Below are 15,829 nucleotides of genomic sequence, written 5' to 3' on the forward strand. Positions count from 1 at the left end.
CAGATGCCGGCTTTTTCCACACTGTTATGCCCGCAGCCTGGTAAAAAATCAGTGGCTGACGCGGTTCCCGTGCTCATCAATGACGGCTTCGCCGTCCTCTTTGGTAAACGCGCCCTGCTGCGGGTCCGGCAGTATGTCCAGAACCACTTCGGAGGGACGGCACAGCTTCGTGCCGAGCGGTGTCACTACCACCGGGCGATTAATGAGGATCGGATGAGCCAGCATGGCATCGAGCAGTTCGTCATTGCTGAAGCGGTCTTCTGCCAGGCCGAGCTGTTCGTACGGTTCGGTATTTTTGCGCAGCAGGTCGCGCACGCCGATGCCCATATCCGCAATCAGCTTCTTCAGCTCATCGCGTGACGGCGGCGTTTCCAGATACAGAATAACCGTGGGTTCGGCGCCGCTGTTACGGATAAGCGCCAGGGTATTGCGGGATGTCCCGCAGGCCGGGTTGTGGTAAATGGTAATGTCAGTCATAAGCGGTACTCCGTAAAGGGGCTGCACGGGCGCAGCCCCGGGGTTAAAGTTAAACAGACAGGCGCAGGGCCAGCGCGGCCAGCGTGACAAAAAGCACCGGCAGGGTCATCACGATGCCCACGCGGAAGTAATAGCCCCAGCTGATGGTGATGTTTTTCTGTGCCAGCACGTGCAGCCACAGCAGGGTTGCGAGGCTGCCGATAGGGGTTATTTTCGGGCCGAGGTCACAGCCGATGACGTTGGCGTAAATCATCGCCTGCTTCACCACGCCCTGTGCGCTACTACCGTCAATCGACAACGCGCCAACCAGCACGGTGGGCATGTTGTTCATGACGGACGAGAGTGCCGCCGTCAGGAAGCCGGTGCCGAGCGTTGCGCCCCATACGCCGTGCTCTGCAAACCGGTTCAGGGCGGCGGAAAGGTAATCAGTCAGTCCGGCGTTACGCAGTCCGTATACCACCAGATACATGCCCAGCGAAAAGATAACGATCTGCCAGGGCGCGCCTTTCAGCACCCTGCCGGCGTCAATCACGTGTCCTTTGCGGGCAACCAGCCAGAGAATAAACGCCGCCACCGCCGCCACCAGGCTGACCGGCACGCCGAGCGGCTCCAGAGCAAAAAAGCCAACCAGCAGAAGAACCAAAACCACCCAGCCAGCCTTAAAGGTTCGTGCATCCCGGATGGCTTCCCGCGGTGCCTTCAGCTTCGCCAGGTCATAGGTGACCGGGATGTCCCTGCGGAAAAAGAGATGAAGCATCACCAGCGTGGCCGCAATGGAGGCAATGTTCACCGGCACCATGACGGATGCGTACTCGCTGAAGCCCAGCGTAAAGAAGTCAGCCGTTACGATGTTCACCAGGTTCGATACGATGAGCGGCAGGCTGGAGGTGTCAGCGATAAAGCCCGCTGCCATCACAAACGCCAGCGTGGAGCCGGGAGTGAATCCCAGCGCCAGCAGCATGGCAATAACGATCGGCGTCAGAATTAGCGCGGCTCCGTCATTGGCAAACAGCGCCGCCACTGCGGCACCCAGCAGAACGATATACGTGAACAGCAGCCGGCCCCTGCCGCCTCCCCAGCGGGAAACGTGCAGCGCGGCCCACTCAAAAAAGCCGGACTCATCGAGCAGCAGGCTGATAATGATGACCGCAATGAACGTGCCCGTGGCGTTCCAGACAATCTGCCAGACCACCGGAATATCACCGATGTGCACCACGCCGGTCAGCAGCGCCAGCGCCGCACCGATGACGGCACTCCAGCCAATGCTCAGCCCCTTCGGCTGCCAGATGACCAGTACCAGCGTCAGGATGAAAATCGCACCTGCCAGAAACATACCCGCTCCTATTGAATACAAATGCCTGTTAAACCGGACTGATAAATTTTCGATGCGTAATATATTCGATAATCCAGATATATACCGGTAAATTTTTAAATGCAGACAGGCTTGCCGTTGGTGGTGGCGTTATCGCGTTCAGCCTGCCGGCTGAGCTGGCGGATATCATCCCGCTGGCAGAGATAAGCCTGTTCGATAACCGCCGCTGCCCACGCCGGCATATGAGGCGACAGACGATAGTGGATCCATTTTCCGTCCCGCCGGTCGGTAAGCAGCCCGTTTTCTCTCAGCAGAGCCAGATGCCGTGAGATTTTGGGCTGAGTTTCTTTCAGCACGGACGTAAGTTCACAGACGCAGAGCTCCCCTTTTTCGCGTAGCAGCAGCACGAGGCTGAGTCGGGTTTCGTCGGAAAGGCTTTTAAAAAGCTGCAGGGGGGACACGGGTGGCATGGTGACTCCTTATTGTGACTGACCTGAGTGTACCTGTGAAACTTTCTCCGTCAAATTTATATTCACTTAATCATATGTATGTGCGAACGCCGGACGAGCCTGAGCATGCAGAAGGACTTTCCGTCCGGATGCGCCTGACCGGCATTCCATGAACAGCGTTTTTGCCCTGCGCGTTGACCCCGTTAACAATTCGTGTAGAGTAAAAAGCGCTTTTTGCCGTGGTTCATCTGCCCGGCGGGCATTTGTGGCCGGTACTGAACGTCTGTTCATCCGGTCTTTCTGATTACCCGCGCTGCTCTGTCAGCCGTGAAGGAGTGATAAACACCACCATGCGTCTTACGCCACCCTGAGTCGTACCCCTCCTCTGTCGCACTGAATAAACTTCGGCGCGCACTCAAAAACATCCCGTCTGCGGATGTGCTTTTTCGTACGTAAAATTTTTGCCCTCACGGGCTGACCGTAATCAAAAACTGAGAAATGACTATGCTGCTGTCCTCGACGCGTAAGGACTGGCTGGGTAACGTCCGTGGTGACGTCCTTGCCGGTATTGTGGTCGCGCTCGCGCTTATTCCCGAAGCGATCGCCTTTTCCATCATCGCCGGAGTCGACCCGCAGGTCGGGCTCTACTCTGCGTTCTGTATTCCCCTGGTTATGGCCTTCCTCGGCGGCCGTCCGGCAATGATATCGTCCGCCACCGGTGCGATGGCGCTGCTGCTGATCACGCTTGTAAAAGACCACGGCCTGCAGTATCTGCTGGCGGCCTCGGCGCTGACCGGCGTACTGCAGCTGGCGGCCGGCTACCTGAAGCTGGGCAGCCTGATGCGCTACGTCTCCCGCTCGGTGGTCACCGGTTTCGTGAACGCGCTGGCCATCCTGATATTTATGGCGCAGCTGCCGGAGCTGACCAACGTCACCTGGCACGTTTATGCCCTGACCGCTGCGGGCCTGGGCATCATTTATCTCTTCCCGTATCTGAACAAAACCATTCCCTCGCCGCTGGTCTGCATCATCGTGCTGACCGCCATTTCCATGTGGCTGCACCTGGACGTGCGCACCGTGGGTGACATGGGCAAACTGCCGGACAGCCTGCCGGTGTTTCTGATCCCGGATATCCCGCTTAACCTCGACACGCTGATGATTATTCTGCCGTACTCGGCAGGACTTGCCGTGGTGGGGCTGCTGGAGTCGATGATGACCGCCACCATCGTGGACGACATGACCGACACGCCGAGCGATAAAAACCGCGAGTGCAAGGCGCAGGGCGTGGCCAACATCTGCACCTCCTTTATCGGCGGCATGGCGGGCTGCGCGATGATTGGCCAGTCGGTGATCAACGTCAAATCGGGCGGGCGCGGGCGGCTTTCCACGCTCACCGCCGGCGTGGTGCTGCTGCTGATGGTGGTGTTCCTGCGCGACTGGGTGTCCCGGATACCCATGGCGGCTCTGGTGGCGGTGATGATCATGGTCTCCATCGGCACCTTCTCCTGGCGCTCCATCAGCAACCTGCGCAGCCATCCGCTGTCAACCAGCGTGGTGATGCTGGCCACCGTGGTGGTGGTGGTGGCGACCGATAACCTGGCGTTTGGCGTGCTCACCGGCGTGCTGATTGCCTCGCTGAACTTCGCCACCAAGGTCGCCCGCTTTATGGCGGTCTCCTCTGAGCTGAAGGACGACACCCGCACCTATACCGTAGCCGGCCAGGTATTCTTTGCCTCATCCGATCGCTTTATGAGCCACTTCGACTTCCGTGAAGCGGTGGAGCGCGTGGTGATTGACGTAACGCACGCCCACTTCTGGGATATCACCTCCGTGAGCGCGCTGGACCGGGTGGTTATCAAGTTCCGTCGCGAAGGCACGGAAGTGGAGATCAAGGGTATGAATGACGCGACCCGCACCCTCGTTGACCGCTTCGGAGTGCATGACAAGCCTGAAGAAGTGGAAAAGCTGATGGGTGGCCATTAATTTACTGGAGAAAGCATCATGAATAACACCGTTATTGCCTGCGTTGACGGCTCGCCGTCAACCCGGCCGGTCTGTGAGTATGCTGCCTGGGCAGCCGGTAAACTTGGCGCGCCGCTGGCGCTGCTGCACGTGCTCGAAAAGAGTGAGACTCCCGCCGTGTCTGACCTGACCGGGAGCATTGGTATTGACAGCCGGGAGCAGCTGACCGAAGCGCTGGTCCGCGTCGAGGGTGAGCGCAGCCGGCTGCTGATGGCGCAGGGCAAGGCCGTGCTGGCCGGCTGTGCGGAGCTCCTGAAGCAGACCGGACAGCCGGACGCACAGCTGCTGCAAAAGCACGGCGCACTGGACGAAATCCTGGCGGAGCTGGGCGAAGTCCGGCTGATGGTGCTGGGGCGCCGCGGGACGCAGAATCAGGTAGGCAGCCATCTGGAAAGCGTCATTCGCCTGCAGAAAAACCCGGTGCTGATTGTGCCGGAGACGTTTACGCCGCCGGCGCGGGTGATGTTTGCGTACGACGGCAGCAGTGAGAGCCGTAAAAACCTGACGCGCCTGACGGTCAGCCCGCTGCTGCACGGCCTGAGCTGTCATATCGTGATGGTCAACGGTGACATGTCAGCCCTGCAGGATGCGCAGGCTGTTCTTCAGGAAGCCGGTATCACGACCGAGACACGCCTGCTGGAAGACGAGTCCGTAACCGGGGCGCTGTGCCGCTACGCGGACGCCCATGATATCGACCTCACGGTAATGGGGGCCTGCGGGCACTCCCGGTTACGGCGATTCTTTATTGGCAGCCACACCACGGAAATGCTGTCTGAAAGCCGTCAGCCCCTGCTGATGCTGCGATGAAACAGGCGGGCCTGATATCAGGCCCGCCTTCACAGGGGAAAGAGGATGACGGGTATGAAGGTAAAGGCGCGTTATTGCGGCGCATCCGTCCTGATACCGGTGGCCAGCAGGCTGGCGCCAAGAATGTAGACCAGGCAGAACAGGGCCTGAAGATGCAGGGTGACATGGTTATCTATCAGCACGCCCATGATTACCGGGGATGCCCCGCTGGCAATCACCGTCCCTGCCTCAACCGCCGAGCGCACCCTGGCCAGCTGCGCCGGACCAAACAGCTGTACCCAGAGCGCGGTGGCAAGCGTTGAGGCAATGGCCGACGATACGCCGGTCATAATCAGGTAAAAAGGCGTCACCCACTGACCGTTGCTGAGCCATAGCGCCAGCATGGCCAGGGCCTGTGGCATCAGAAACCACGGCAGCAGCCTGCGTGGTGAGAGCCGGTCAATCAGCGGGCCAAACGACAGCAGCGATACCGCCTGGGTAATGGCATAGGCAATAAACCATACCGCCACCCACGACAGCTCCCAGCCTTTCTCCTGTGCCAGCCTCGCCTGGTGGAAGAAGAAGCCGGTGGTGATAAAGGGGGAGGCCAGCACGACAGGCAGCGCCAGCAGCAGGTTGCGGTTTCGCCATACCGGCGCCTCTTTTTCTTTCTCCTCACCCCGCTTTCTGAACGTACGCAGCGGCTTCTCTTTCCCGCGGGGCAAAAACATCAGCGCGACCCCCACGCCGGCAACAAGCATTCCGGCATTGATGCCCCAGGCAGCGCGCCATCCCGTCAGCGCGCTTATCTGCACCGCAATCACAGGAAAAACGGCCTGCGCCAGCGAGAGCCCCAGCGCGATGGCGCCGAGCGCCTTGCCTGCATCAAGGGGGAACTGGCGCGCCGTTGCGGTCAGCGCAGTATGCACCATCAGTCCCTGGCCGCCGAGGCGCAGAAAGTAAAACCCGATGCACAGCATCCACGCCGCCTGTGCGCCGGAAACCAGCAGGCAGGCCGTGAGCAGCAAAAGGGTGACCGCCAGCGTGAAGCGGCGGGTCGTGGTGTAGTCAATCAGCCGTCCGGCCCAGGTCAGCGTGATGGCGCTCATCACCGTTCCGATTGCGTACAGGCCGCCCAGTCCGCCGTCGGTGAGCCCAAAGGCCTCACGAAAATCCTGCCCGTAAAGTGAGACAAAATAGGTCTGTCCAAAGCTGGACATGGCCATCAGCATCGCACCGAACGTAAGGTGAGAGGCGTGATGAAACATAAACCGAAAAAGCTGACGCATGAATATCCCTGAAGGCGGGCTGCAGCCCGCCGATTAATCACGACGTGTCCGTACCGGCTGCTGCGGACACGGCGCCTGCGTCCCTGAAGCAGGTACACGCGGGTTCACCGTGAAAGGTGGCAGTCCCGTAACGGATATGAGAGAACGGTACCCGGCGCGGACTGGCTGTCGCGGCAGGCTCTCTGATAAAGGACGGGCGAAGAGAAACTCAGGGTGGCGTAATGTGCATGACTCACAGTCAGATATAAAATGCTGCCGAAACGATAATTTTTAATGCTCTTCAGGTCAAGCCTGAAAACGGGCTCCTCATGCCCGCCGCAGGGGGAGTCGCACAAAAACAGTGGATAGCCGCTTGATTAACGCCCGTGACCGGGCCAGAATTGCGGCGAGGTGATGGCGTTCCACCTTACCCAACCGCTTCCCCTGAGAAGCTGATGACGCCTGATATTACTCCCCTTTAACCGGGAGTATGTCAGGCCGCCCCGTATCATCAGCCTGCATACTCCCTCTGACACAGAGGTAAACCCCGTGAAATCTTATCTGGCCATTATCATTGGTGGATCCGCTGGCTGCCTGATCCGCTGGCTGCTTGGCGCACGCCTGAACAGCCTGTTTCCTGACCTGCCACCGGGCACGCTGGTAGTGAACCTTGCGGGCGGATTTATCATTGGTGCGTCGCTGGCCTGGTTCATGCGCCATCCTGACCTGGATCCGGCCTGGCGATTACTTGTTATCACCGGGCTGTGCGGTGGGCTGACCACGTTTTCCACGTTTTCCCTGGAAATATTCTCACAGCTGCAGTCCGGTAATTATTTCTGGGCGTTTACTTCACTGCTGGTACACGTAACCGGCTCCATTCTGATGACTGCCCTGGGTTTTTTTGTCGTCACATGGCTGCTGTGAGCGTGTGGCTGATGACGGATAAAAATGCCCCTGCCTGCGGCAGCTTTACAGGGCTTTACCTCTTCCGCCTGAAGCGGGCCGGACGTTATGATAAAATTAACGTCACGCTAATTCGTTAATTTATCAGCAATTAATTATCGTATTTTTTATATCTTCAGCGTAGCTCAGCCGGCTTATCCTCTGATAACCAGCGGTTGTATATCAGGGGAAGGCCTGTTTTTTTTGAATAAAGGGAGGGAGTGTGTCAGAAATCCCAGACAGAAATAAAAAGAGGATGTCAGAAGTGCCATCTGCATTTTTCAGCTCGCCCGCAGCCGGCGGCATCGTGCTCATCATCGCCTCAGCAGCCGCTATCATCGTGGCTAACTCTCCGCTCAGGGAGGGATATGAGGTATTCCTGAAATACAACGCCGCCGGCCTCTCCGTTGAGCACTGGATAAACGACGCCCTGATGGCCGTGTTCTTCATGATGGTCGGCCTGGAAATCAAGCGCGAGCTTCTCACCGGTCAGCTTGCCACCTGGGGCCAGCGCGCGCTGCCGGGATTTGCCGCGCTGGGCGGGATGGCCGTGCCTGCGGCCATTTACGTATGGTTTAATGCGGGCAGCGATGAAACCCTCGCTGGCTGGGCAATTCCTGCCGCCACGGACATTGCCTTTGCGCTCGGGGTACTGGCACTGCTGGGCAGTCGCGTACCGGCACTGTTGCAAATAGTCGGTGGTGATAAACTTATCATCCCCTTTTGCTGATGGAGCTGCACATGAACCCATTCAAAGGCCGGCATTTTCAGCGTGACATCATTCTGTGGGCCGTACGCTGGTACTGCAAATACGGCATCAGTTACCGTGAGCTGCAGGAGATGCTGGCTGAACGCGGAGTGAATGTCGATCACTCCACGATTTACCGCTGGGTTCAGCGTTATGCGCCTGAAATGGAAAAACGGCTGCGCTGGTACTGGCGTAACCCTTCCGATCTTTGCCCGTGGCACATGGATGAAACCTACGTGAAGGTCAATGGCCGCTGGGCGTATCTGTACCGGGCCGTCGACAGCCGGGGCCGCACTGTCGATTTTTATCTCTCCTCCCGTCGTAACAGCAAAGCTGCATACCGGTTTCTGGGTAAAATCCTCAACAACGTGAAGAAGTGGCAGATCCCGCGATTCATCAACACGGATAAAGCGCCCGCCTATGGTCGCGCGCTTGCTCTGCTCAAACGCGAAGGCCGGTGCCCGTCTGACGTTGAACACCGACAGATTAAGTACCGGAACAACGTGATTGAATGCGATCATGGCAAACTGAAACGGATAATCGGCGCCACGCTGGGATTTAAATCCATGAAGACGGCTTACGCCACCATCAAAGGTATTGAGGTGATGCGTGCACTACGCAAAGGCCAGGCCTCAGCATTTTATTATGGTGATCCCCTGGGCGAAATGCGCCTGGTAAGCAGAGTTTTTGAAATGTAAGGCCTTTGAATAAGACAAAAGGCTGCCTCATCGCTAACTTTGCAACAGTGCCGTATTGTGTACCGCGCCGATCCCGGTGGTCACGCCGCAGCCGAGCAGGCAAACCTGCTCCGCATTGGCCTGCGGATTGATTTTCGCCAGTGATACTTCCGCCACAACGGTATATTCGCTGAATGTCGAGCAGCCCATATAGTGATAGAGCGGCTGACCGTTATACGAAAAACGGCTGGTGCCGTCCGGCATCACGCCTTTGCCCTGGGTTTCGCGGACGGCAACACAGAGGTTGGTTTTACCGGAGGTACAGAAATCACACTCGCCGCACTCGGCGGTGTACAGCGGGATCACATGGTCGCCCGGTTTCACACTGGTCACGCCCTCACCGACCTCAACCACCACCCCGGCACCTTCATGGCCGAGCACCACCGGGAACAGACCTTCCGGATCATCACCGGAAAGCGTGTAGGCATCGGTATGGCATACCCCGGTGTGACTGATTTTCACCAGCACTTCACCTTTCTTCGGCGGTGCCACATCAATTTCAACAATTTCAAGGGGTAAACCCGGCCCGAAGGCGACTGCTGCGCGTGATTTCATAACGGTTCCTCTGTGTCTGAGGCTTATCATGGCAGGCGATAAGCACGAATGCCGTCCACCATACCGCACAACAGCGCTGCCTGTATAGCGCCGGTCAGCAGGTGGCCGCCACCGGTGCCGGTTTTCTGATCAGCAGACAGATTGCCAGCAGCAGACCGTACAGTGCCGTGCCAATCAGCCACACCGTACCGTCCGCACTCTGCTGTGTCTGACTGAAAATAAAAGCAAACAGCAGCGGGCCCGCCACGCCGGTCAGATTGGTCAGGCTGACCAGCACACCCTGTAGTTTTCCCTGATTTGCCGCCGATGCCCCGGCAGAGATAATGCCCTGCAATGCAGGCAGTGCAATTCCGCCGCCTGCCAGCAGGATCAGGACCGGATACACCATCCATCCGGAAGTGATAGCAGACATCAGTAAAAACGCGGTGGCATCGGCAATAAATCCGGCGAAAATAATGGTTTTCTCACTCAGCCGTTTTGCCAGCGCCCCGGCAACCACCGCCTGAAACAGTGCATGCATCGCCCCGAGTCCCGCCAGTGAAAAACCGACCGCCGCGCTGTCCCAGGCAAAGCGGCTCTCCGTAAACAATACCCAGACAGTGGCCGGGATCTGCCCGATAAGCTGCGCGGTAAAAAAGACAAACAGCAACAGCGCCAGAGGTTTAAGCAGTGTGATAAAGCTGATACCTGCGCTTTCTTGTTTCTGCTCCGCCGGTTTTTCTTCTGTCTGTACCGCCGGTTTAAAGATAAAAAAGACCATCAGAAAGGTGCAGGCATTCAGTATTGCCGCAATGACAAACGGCAGATGCGGTGAGATATCCCCCGCCAGTCCGCCGATAGCCGGCCCGGCAATCAGCCCGGCACCAAAGGCCGCACCGAGACGGCCGAACCAGGCGGTACGCTCGCTGACCGCCGTGCTGTCCGCCACTACCGAAGCCGCAACCGCGCCGGTGGCACCAGTGATCCCGGAGATAATCCGCCCGAGATACAACATCCACAGCACATTGGACAGTGCCAGCAGTGTGTAATCAAACGCGGCACCCGCCAGGGATAACAGCAGCACCGGTCTGCGCCCCAGCTTATCTGACCATCTGCCCAGCAGCGGAGCAAAACAGACCTGCATCACCGCATACAGCGCCAGCAGAATGCCGTAATGGTTTGCCACATCCGCTTCCGGGAGATATTCCCGCAGCAGTGACGGTAATACCGGCATGATCAGACCAATTCCCATCGCGTCCAGCAGTGTAATCACCAGCGCGATGACAGCGGGTTTATTCATTTTTCAGATCCTGTGTTAATTCCCTATCATTGATAGAGTTGGAATATATCCCTATCAATGATAGAGTGTCAATCTGAAAATCGGAGGAGACGGTCATGGCACGGCTGAACAGAGAATCGGTTATTGATGCGGCACTGGAACTGCTGAATGAGACAGGGATTGACGGGCTGACGACCCGCAAGCTGGCGCAGAAGCTGGGAATAGAACAGCCGACACTTTACTGGCATGTGAAAAATAAACGGGCGTTACTGGATGCGCTGGCGGTGGAGATCCTGGCGCGTCATCATGATTATTCACTGCCTGCGGCGGGGGAATCCTGGCAGTCATTTCTGCGCAATAATGCAATGAGTTTCCGCCGGGCGCTGCTGCGTTACCGTGACGGGGCAAAAGTGCACCTCGGCACCCGCCCTGATGAAAAACAGTATGATACGGTGGAAACCCAGTTACGCTTTATGACAGAAAACGGCTTTTCACTGCGCGACGGGTTATATGCGATTTCAGCGGTCAGTCATTTTACCCTTGGTGCCGTACTGGAGCAGCAGGAGCATACTGCCGCCCTGACCGACCGCCCTGCAGCACCGGACGAAAACCTGCCGCCGCTATTGCGGGAAGCGCTGCAGATTATGGACAGTGATGATGGTGAGCAGGCCTTTCTGCATGGCCTGGAGAGCCTGATCCGGGGGTTTGAGGTGCAGCTTACGGCACTGTTGCAAATAGTCGGTGGTGATAAACTTATCATCCCCTTTTGCTGATGGAGCTGCACATGAACCCATTCAAAGGCCGGCATTTTCAGCGTGACATCATTCTGTGGGCCGTACGCTGGTACTGCAAATACGGCATCAGTTACCGTGAGCTGCAGGAGATGCTGGCTGAACGCGGAGTGAATGTCGATCACTCCACGATTTACCGCTGGGTTCAGCGTTATGCGCCTGAAATGGAAAAACGGCTGCGCTGGTACTGGCGTAACCCTTCCGATCTTTGCCCGTGGCACATGGATGAAACCTACGTGAAGGTCAATGGCCGCTGGGCGTATCTGTACCGGGCCGTCGACAGCCGGGGCCGCACTGTCGATTTTTATCTCTCCTCCCGTCGTAACAGCAAAGCTGCATACCGGTTTCTGGGTAAAATCCTCAACAACGTGAAGAAGTGGCAGATCCCGCGATTCATCAACACGGATAAAGCGCCCGCCTATGGTCGCGCGCTTGCTCTGCTCAAACGCGAAGGCCGGTGCCCGTCTGACGTTGAACACCGACAGATTAAGTACCGGAACAACGTGATTGAATGCGATCATGGCAAACTGAAACGGATAATCGGCGCCACGCTGGGATTTAAATCCATGAAGACGGCTTACGCCACCATCAAAGGTATTGAGGTGATGCGTGCACTACGCAAAGGCCAGGCCTCAGCATTTTATTATGGTGATCCCCTGGGCGAAATGCGCCTGGTAAGCAGAGTTTTTGAAATGTAAGGCCTTTGAATAAGACAAAAGGCTGCCTCATCGCTAACTTTGCAACAGTGCCCTGACCACCATCCTGGCTGACGGCATCAATCTTGGGCTGACAAAAATGGCTGAATCCTGTCCGGGAACGACCAAATCATCACTTGAGGGCATTCAGGCCTGGTACATCAGGGATGAAACATATTCAGCAGCACTGGCTGAGTTGGTCAATGCCCAGAAAAAACGGCCTCTGGCGGCATTATGGGGCGATGGGACAACCTCCTCGTCTGATGGGCAAAATTTTCGGGTGGGCAGCCATGGGCGTTATGCGGGTCAGGTCAATCTGAAGTACGGTCAGGAGCCAGGCGTTCAGATTTACACGCATATTTCGGACCAGTACAGCCCGTTTTACACCAAAGTCATCAGCCGCGTGCGCGATTCTACTCACGTACTTGACGGCTTGCTGTATCACGAAAGCGAGCTGGAGATTACAGAGCATTACACCGACACCGCAGGTTTCACTGAGCATGTTTTCGCGCTGATGCATCTGCTCGGATTCGCTTTTGCGCCAAGGATCCGGGATCTTCAGGACAAGAGACTGTTTATTCATGGAAAACCCGCGTTGTATCCGGGGCTTCAGTCAATTATTTCCACAACCAGCCTGAATCTAAAGGACATTGAAACCCACTGGAGTGAGGTGCTACGTCTGGCGAGTTCTATAAAACAGGGAACGGTAACAGCATCACTGATGATGAAAAAGCTGGCCAGCTATCCGAAACAAAATGGTCTGGCAAAAGCACTGAGGGAAATTGGTCGCATCGAAAGGTCATTGTTTATGCTGGACTGGTTCCGGGATCCTTCCCTGCGTCGACGCATACAGGCAGGGTTGAATAAAGGTGAGGCGCGGAATGCCCTTGCTCGCGCAGTCTTTATGCACCGGCTGGGGGAAATCAGAGATCGGGGACTGGAAAACCAGAGTTATCGGGCAAGTGGGCTCACCTTGCTGACTGCGGCGATCTCACTCTGGAATACGGTATATATAGAAAGAGCCATAGATTATCTGAAGCGAAAGGGGATCCCATTCAATGACCAACTGATTTCTCATCTGTCCCCTCTGGGATGGGAACACATCAACCTGAGCGGAGATTACGTCTGGCGAACAAACCTCAAGCTGGGACAGGGAAAATACCGTTCGTTACGCTCAGTAGACAGCAGTCTGTACAAAAAACAGGCTTAGCGTAGGATATTTTCCGTTTTCCAAGCGGACCCCGTATGCTGCTTTTTACTTTTTTACAGCGAGTCTGACCGGTGGCCAGCCCGCTTATTCCTATCGCTTTTGCCAGTATATCAGCATAGCGAGGAACAGGAGTGTCTCCCCTTGAGAAGCTGGTGAGGCTGTTAGGAACATTTCCAGCAATGGCATTAGCGTAGATCTCCAAATTATTGATATCAAGGTCATTACCCCATTTACAGAGAGTGTTGTTATGCCACGACGCTTGTCAGTGGTAACGACAACGATTTCAATTTGCCCTAAGTGACGGATCGGTTCTTCGTGCGGGGTGTCATGCTGAAGTGAGATTTATACGAGTGGAAGTGTGCGAGTGGTGGGCTGAATAACCTGAACGTCCAATCTGTTGAGAGGATTACGTAACGAGGAAGATTTTCTAGCAGTTCTGCTAGCTCACCGGTGCCTCGATGCCAGAATGTGCCTGCACTTTTCAAACTGGCTGTGCAGCTGCAGCTGACCGAATGCCAGCAATAGACATAACATTCTGGCACATGCAATATTTTGTAGCGTGTTAGCCTGGATATCCAACTTGGCGCAGGGCATTAAACGAGTAGCGTAAAAAAGGCCGCTAGCGCGGCCCGCATTCAGGACACTTGGACTACCTCAACAGGCTCACCCATTCCTTCAACTTCAAGATAATAGCGTGAGCCGTCAATTAATAGCTTCGCTCTGGGACGGTAGCTGTAGGAATAGCTGTAATGGTAAGACGCTAATTTCCATTTTGTACCATCATCAAACTCATAGACCATATCCTCATCCCATCCTTCAAACTCATCGGAAAGGACTGAATCTTTTAATATTCTCATAATGTTATCCGAGGTTAAGTTAATCGCCACTAGTTAGGCCTAATTTTATCCGCGCTGTTCCATCACCGCCAGCGAAAATAGACAGAATAACCTGAACGTCCAATCTGGTGAGAGGATTACGTAACGGGGAAGATTTGCCAGAAGTTCTGCGAGCTTGCCGGTAACTCGATGCTGAATGTACCAGCACTTTTCAAGCTAGCCAAACTGACCCCAGATAGAAGTATGAAGAACATCCTTCAGCTGTATATTTCTCCACCATCGATTTCTTCTTTCACCAAAAACGTATTTCGGAACCAGTATCGTGCTTCTGTATAGTTGCCGCTATCAATTGCTGCGATGACGTGAGACAACCCACTCACGGCGATTTCACGCGTCATTTCTCCGTTTTTATAGCCATCAAGCGCGACATTGAGCAGGTTTGCCAAACCTTCATAGTCATCATCAGTTAAATATTTTTCAGTCATTTTAAGCCCCGTTTTTGTTGGTTAGTGGAAATATAAATATTGGAATTAACCGCCGAGTTTCAAGGTGTTAGTTGCATCAAAAAGTGCTAATTCAGGATGACGAAGGAGTTACGTTACCGGGCTGTATGCCAGCAGTTCTGCGAGCTCGCCGGTGCCTCGTTGCCAGAATGTGCCATCGATTCTCAGCCGCGCAGCTGCATCTGGCCGAATGCCAGTAATTGCACCATTATTCTTTCGTGACTCTATCCACAATTAAATCTTTGATGGAAACACCATCTTCTTTTGCTCGATGATATAACATATAAAATGTTGACTCATCAATTCTGATAACGAAAGTACGTTTGATGATCCTGTCGTAAACGTATGCGCCTGACAAAATTAGTAAGAAAGTAAGGAAAGAGATTATTAATGCAACCGCTCCTTTATCAAAATAGGAAGCAAGGATAATACCCACAGGAGCAAGGAATAAAGTAATGTTAACCGTCAGGAAAAGAACTGCAAAGCCAAGCCCACTATTCTTAAACTCATTTCTCGTTTTTATCATTATAGCTTTAGATACAAGGAAAAAAGGAATCAGAATTAACCCTACTCCTATATATTTTAGATAATCCAACGCAGTTAGATCGAGCATTAGCTGTTCCTGACAGGGGCTAGATAACATTGAAAACAGAAGCACTATAAGCGGGGGGGCGAAAGATGTCCATGAAGGTTGTGTAGACACAAAGAGATTCCGCTCTTTGCTTATCGCCGACCTTAGGCTCAGCCAGTTTGTTCGCTCAGTGCTGTGAGTTTAACCGATGATAAGAGCCCCCTGAACTTCCTGGCTGGCGCGGGAATTATGTATCAGCGGTTAATTTACCTCGCGCAATGAGCCATGAGCGACGCTGTTCCAGCCATGTTTTGAAAGCGGTTGTTGCTTCGACCTTTTTTACTTCCTTCTGCTTCCATGCCTTTACCGGTCCAGCGTTGAGCTGGCGCACCAAGAAAATCACTAGTCGCCTTATCAGTCCAGAGGCGAGCTTTCAGGCCACTTTTACTAATCCATTCTTCATGCCATTCACTGTTCGCTTTGGCTCGTGCATCTGCTGCATTGTTATAAAGCCTGACAGTCATAGTGCATACCTCTTCAGAGTGAACAATTATCGATCGTGACGGTTACAGGGGAACCTTTGACGTTCCACCTAGTCGTTCATCTCGTTAATGGTAACAGTAATCATCAATACATCACCTTACTTCGCCATACAGACCATTGTTTATG

The 15,829-nt window shown here is 55.0% G+C and carries 16 protein-coding genes, 3 pseudogenes and 1 riboswitch; of the genes and pseudogenes, 8 read left to right on the top strand and 11 right to left on the bottom strand.

Annotated elements, in window-relative coordinates:
- Positions 1-48: 48 nt before the first annotated feature.
- The 3 genes from arsC to AB2B48_RS24535 all read right to left on the bottom strand — a co-directional run bounded on the left by arsC (position 49) and on the right by AB2B48_RS24535 (position 2,259).
- Entirely contained in the window at positions 49-477 is a 429-nt protein-coding gene (gene arsC / locus AB2B48_RS24525; RefSeq protein ID WP_001549888.1) for a glutaredoxin-dependent arsenate reductase, read from the bottom strand.
- Positions 478-526: 49 nt separating this feature from the next.
- Positions 527-1,810, bottom strand: a complete 1,284-nt coding sequence (locus tag AB2B48_RS24530) for an arsenic transporter (protein WP_001549887.1) — start codon at positions 1,808-1,810, stop codon at positions 527-529.
- A 95-nt stretch (positions 1,811-1,905) separates the two neighbouring features.
- Positions 1,906-2,259 (bottom strand): metalloregulator ArsR/SmtB family transcription factor, encoded by a 354-nt coding sequence (locus AB2B48_RS24535; RefSeq protein ID WP_001549886.1) that lies wholly within the window; start codon positions 2,257-2,259, stop codon positions 1,906-1,908.
- A gap of 483 nt (positions 2,260-2,742) precedes the next feature.
- Here AB2B48_RS24535 and AB2B48_RS24540 point away from each other — a divergent pair, with 483 nt between their 5' ends.
- Positions 2,743-4,221, top strand: a complete 1,479-nt coding sequence (locus AB2B48_RS24540) for a SulP family inorganic anion transporter (RefSeq protein WP_001549885.1) — start codon at positions 2,743-2,745, stop codon at positions 4,219-4,221.
- 18 nt (positions 4,222-4,239) lie between these two features.
- On the top strand, positions 4,240-5,067 hold the full coding sequence (locus AB2B48_RS24545; RefSeq protein ID WP_004118529.1) for a universal stress protein: 828 nt from the start codon (positions 4,240-4,242) through the stop codon (positions 5,065-5,067).
- Positions 5,068-5,138: 71 nt separating this feature from the next.
- Here AB2B48_RS24545 and AB2B48_RS24550 read toward each other — a convergent pair whose 3' ends face one another.
- The gene (locus AB2B48_RS24550) at positions 5,139-6,335 is read right to left on the bottom strand and encodes an MFS transporter (RefSeq protein ID WP_001549953.1); all 1,197 of its coding nucleotides are present in this window, start codon (positions 6,333-6,335) and stop codon (positions 5,139-5,141) included.
- Positions 6,336-6,715: 380 nt separating this feature from the next.
- Positions 6,716-6,786: riboswitch (Fluoride riboswitch) on the top strand.
- Positions 6,787-6,863: 77 nt separating this feature from the next.
- Between AB2B48_RS24550 and crcB the strand changes: the two genes are divergently transcribed.
- The 3 genes and pseudogenes from crcB (at position 6,864) to AB2B48_RS24565 (ending at position 8,702) form a co-directional block, all read left to right on the top strand.
- A complete protein-coding gene (gene crcB, locus AB2B48_RS24555) occupies positions 6,864-7,238 on the top strand; it encodes a fluoride efflux transporter CrcB (protein WP_004118534.1) in 375 nt (124 codons plus the stop codon).
- A 274-nt stretch (positions 7,239-7,512) separates the two neighbouring features.
- Positions 7,513-7,950: pseudogene (locus AB2B48_RS24560) on the top strand (Na+/H+ antiporter NhaA); the annotation flags it as partial.
- 47 nt (positions 7,951-7,997) lie between these two features.
- Entirely contained in the window at positions 7,998-8,702 is a 705-nt protein-coding gene (locus tag AB2B48_RS24565; RefSeq protein WP_001067855.1) for an IS6-like element IS26 family transposase, read from the top strand.
- Between the two features lie 39 nt (positions 8,703-8,741).
- Here AB2B48_RS24565 and AB2B48_RS24570 read toward each other — a convergent pair.
- Together AB2B48_RS24570 and tet(D) are read right to left on the bottom strand one after the other, a co-directional pair.
- Positions 8,742-9,296: pseudogene (locus AB2B48_RS24570) on the bottom strand (alcohol dehydrogenase catalytic domain-containing protein); the annotation flags it as partial.
- A gap of 94 nt (positions 9,297-9,390) precedes the next feature.
- A complete protein-coding gene (gene tet(D) / locus AB2B48_RS24575) occupies positions 9,391-10,575 on the bottom strand; it encodes a tetracycline efflux MFS transporter Tet(D) (RefSeq protein WP_001039466.1) in 1,185 nt (394 codons plus the stop codon).
- Positions 10,576-10,670: 95 nt separating this feature from the next.
- Here tet(D) and tetR(D) point away from each other — a divergent pair, with 95 nt between their 5' ends.
- The 3 genes and pseudogenes from tetR(D) to AB2B48_RS24590 form a co-directional block, all read left to right on the top strand.
- Positions 10,671-11,327, top strand: a complete 657-nt coding sequence (tetR(D), locus tag AB2B48_RS24580) for a tetracycline resistance transcriptional repressor TetR(D) (protein WP_000113282.1) — start codon at positions 10,671-10,673, stop codon at positions 11,325-11,327.
- Positions 11,328-11,338: 11 nt separating this feature from the next.
- Positions 11,339-12,043, top strand: coding sequence for an IS6-like element IS26 family transposase (locus AB2B48_RS24585; RefSeq protein WP_001067855.1), 705 nt, complete (start codon positions 11,339-11,341; stop codon positions 12,041-12,043).
- Between the two features lie 52 nt (positions 12,044-12,095).
- Positions 12,096-13,250, top strand: a pseudogene (locus AB2B48_RS24590) (Tn3 family transposase); the annotation flags it as partial.
- A gap of 90 nt (positions 13,251-13,340) precedes the next feature.
- Here AB2B48_RS24590 and AB2B48_RS24595 read toward each other — a convergent pair.
- From AB2B48_RS24595 to AB2B48_RS24615, 5 genes are all read right to left on the bottom strand, one after another.
- Positions 13,341-13,472, bottom strand: a complete 132-nt coding sequence (locus tag AB2B48_RS24595; protein WP_368302048.1) for a hypothetical protein — start codon at positions 13,470-13,472, stop codon at positions 13,341-13,343.
- Between the two features lie 413 nt (positions 13,473-13,885).
- Positions 13,886-14,107 carry a hypothetical protein gene (locus AB2B48_RS24600; protein ID WP_368302049.1) on the bottom strand — a complete coding sequence of 74 codons (222 nt, stop codon included), beginning with the start codon at positions 14,105-14,107 and terminating at the stop codon, positions 13,886-13,888.
- 236 nt (positions 14,108-14,343) lie between these two features.
- Positions 14,344-14,571, bottom strand: coding sequence for a hypothetical protein (locus tag AB2B48_RS24605; protein ID WP_368302050.1), 228 nt, complete (start codon positions 14,569-14,571; stop codon positions 14,344-14,346).
- 226 nt (positions 14,572-14,797) lie between these two features.
- Positions 14,798-15,202 carry a hypothetical protein gene (locus AB2B48_RS24610; RefSeq protein ID WP_368302051.1) on the bottom strand — a complete coding sequence of 135 codons (405 nt, stop codon included), beginning with the start codon at positions 15,200-15,202 and terminating at the stop codon, positions 14,798-14,800.
- A 224-nt stretch (positions 15,203-15,426) separates the two neighbouring features.
- Positions 15,427-15,684: a hypothetical protein gene (locus tag AB2B48_RS24615; protein ID WP_368302052.1), complete on the bottom strand. Its 258-nt coding sequence runs from the start codon at positions 15,682-15,684 to the stop codon at positions 15,427-15,429.
- Positions 15,685-15,829: the final 145 nt, after the last annotated feature.

Source organism: Kluyvera sichuanensis, from assembly GCF_040930405.1.
GTDB lineage: Bacteria > Pseudomonadota > Gammaproteobacteria > Enterobacterales > Enterobacteriaceae > Kluyvera > Kluyvera sichuanensis.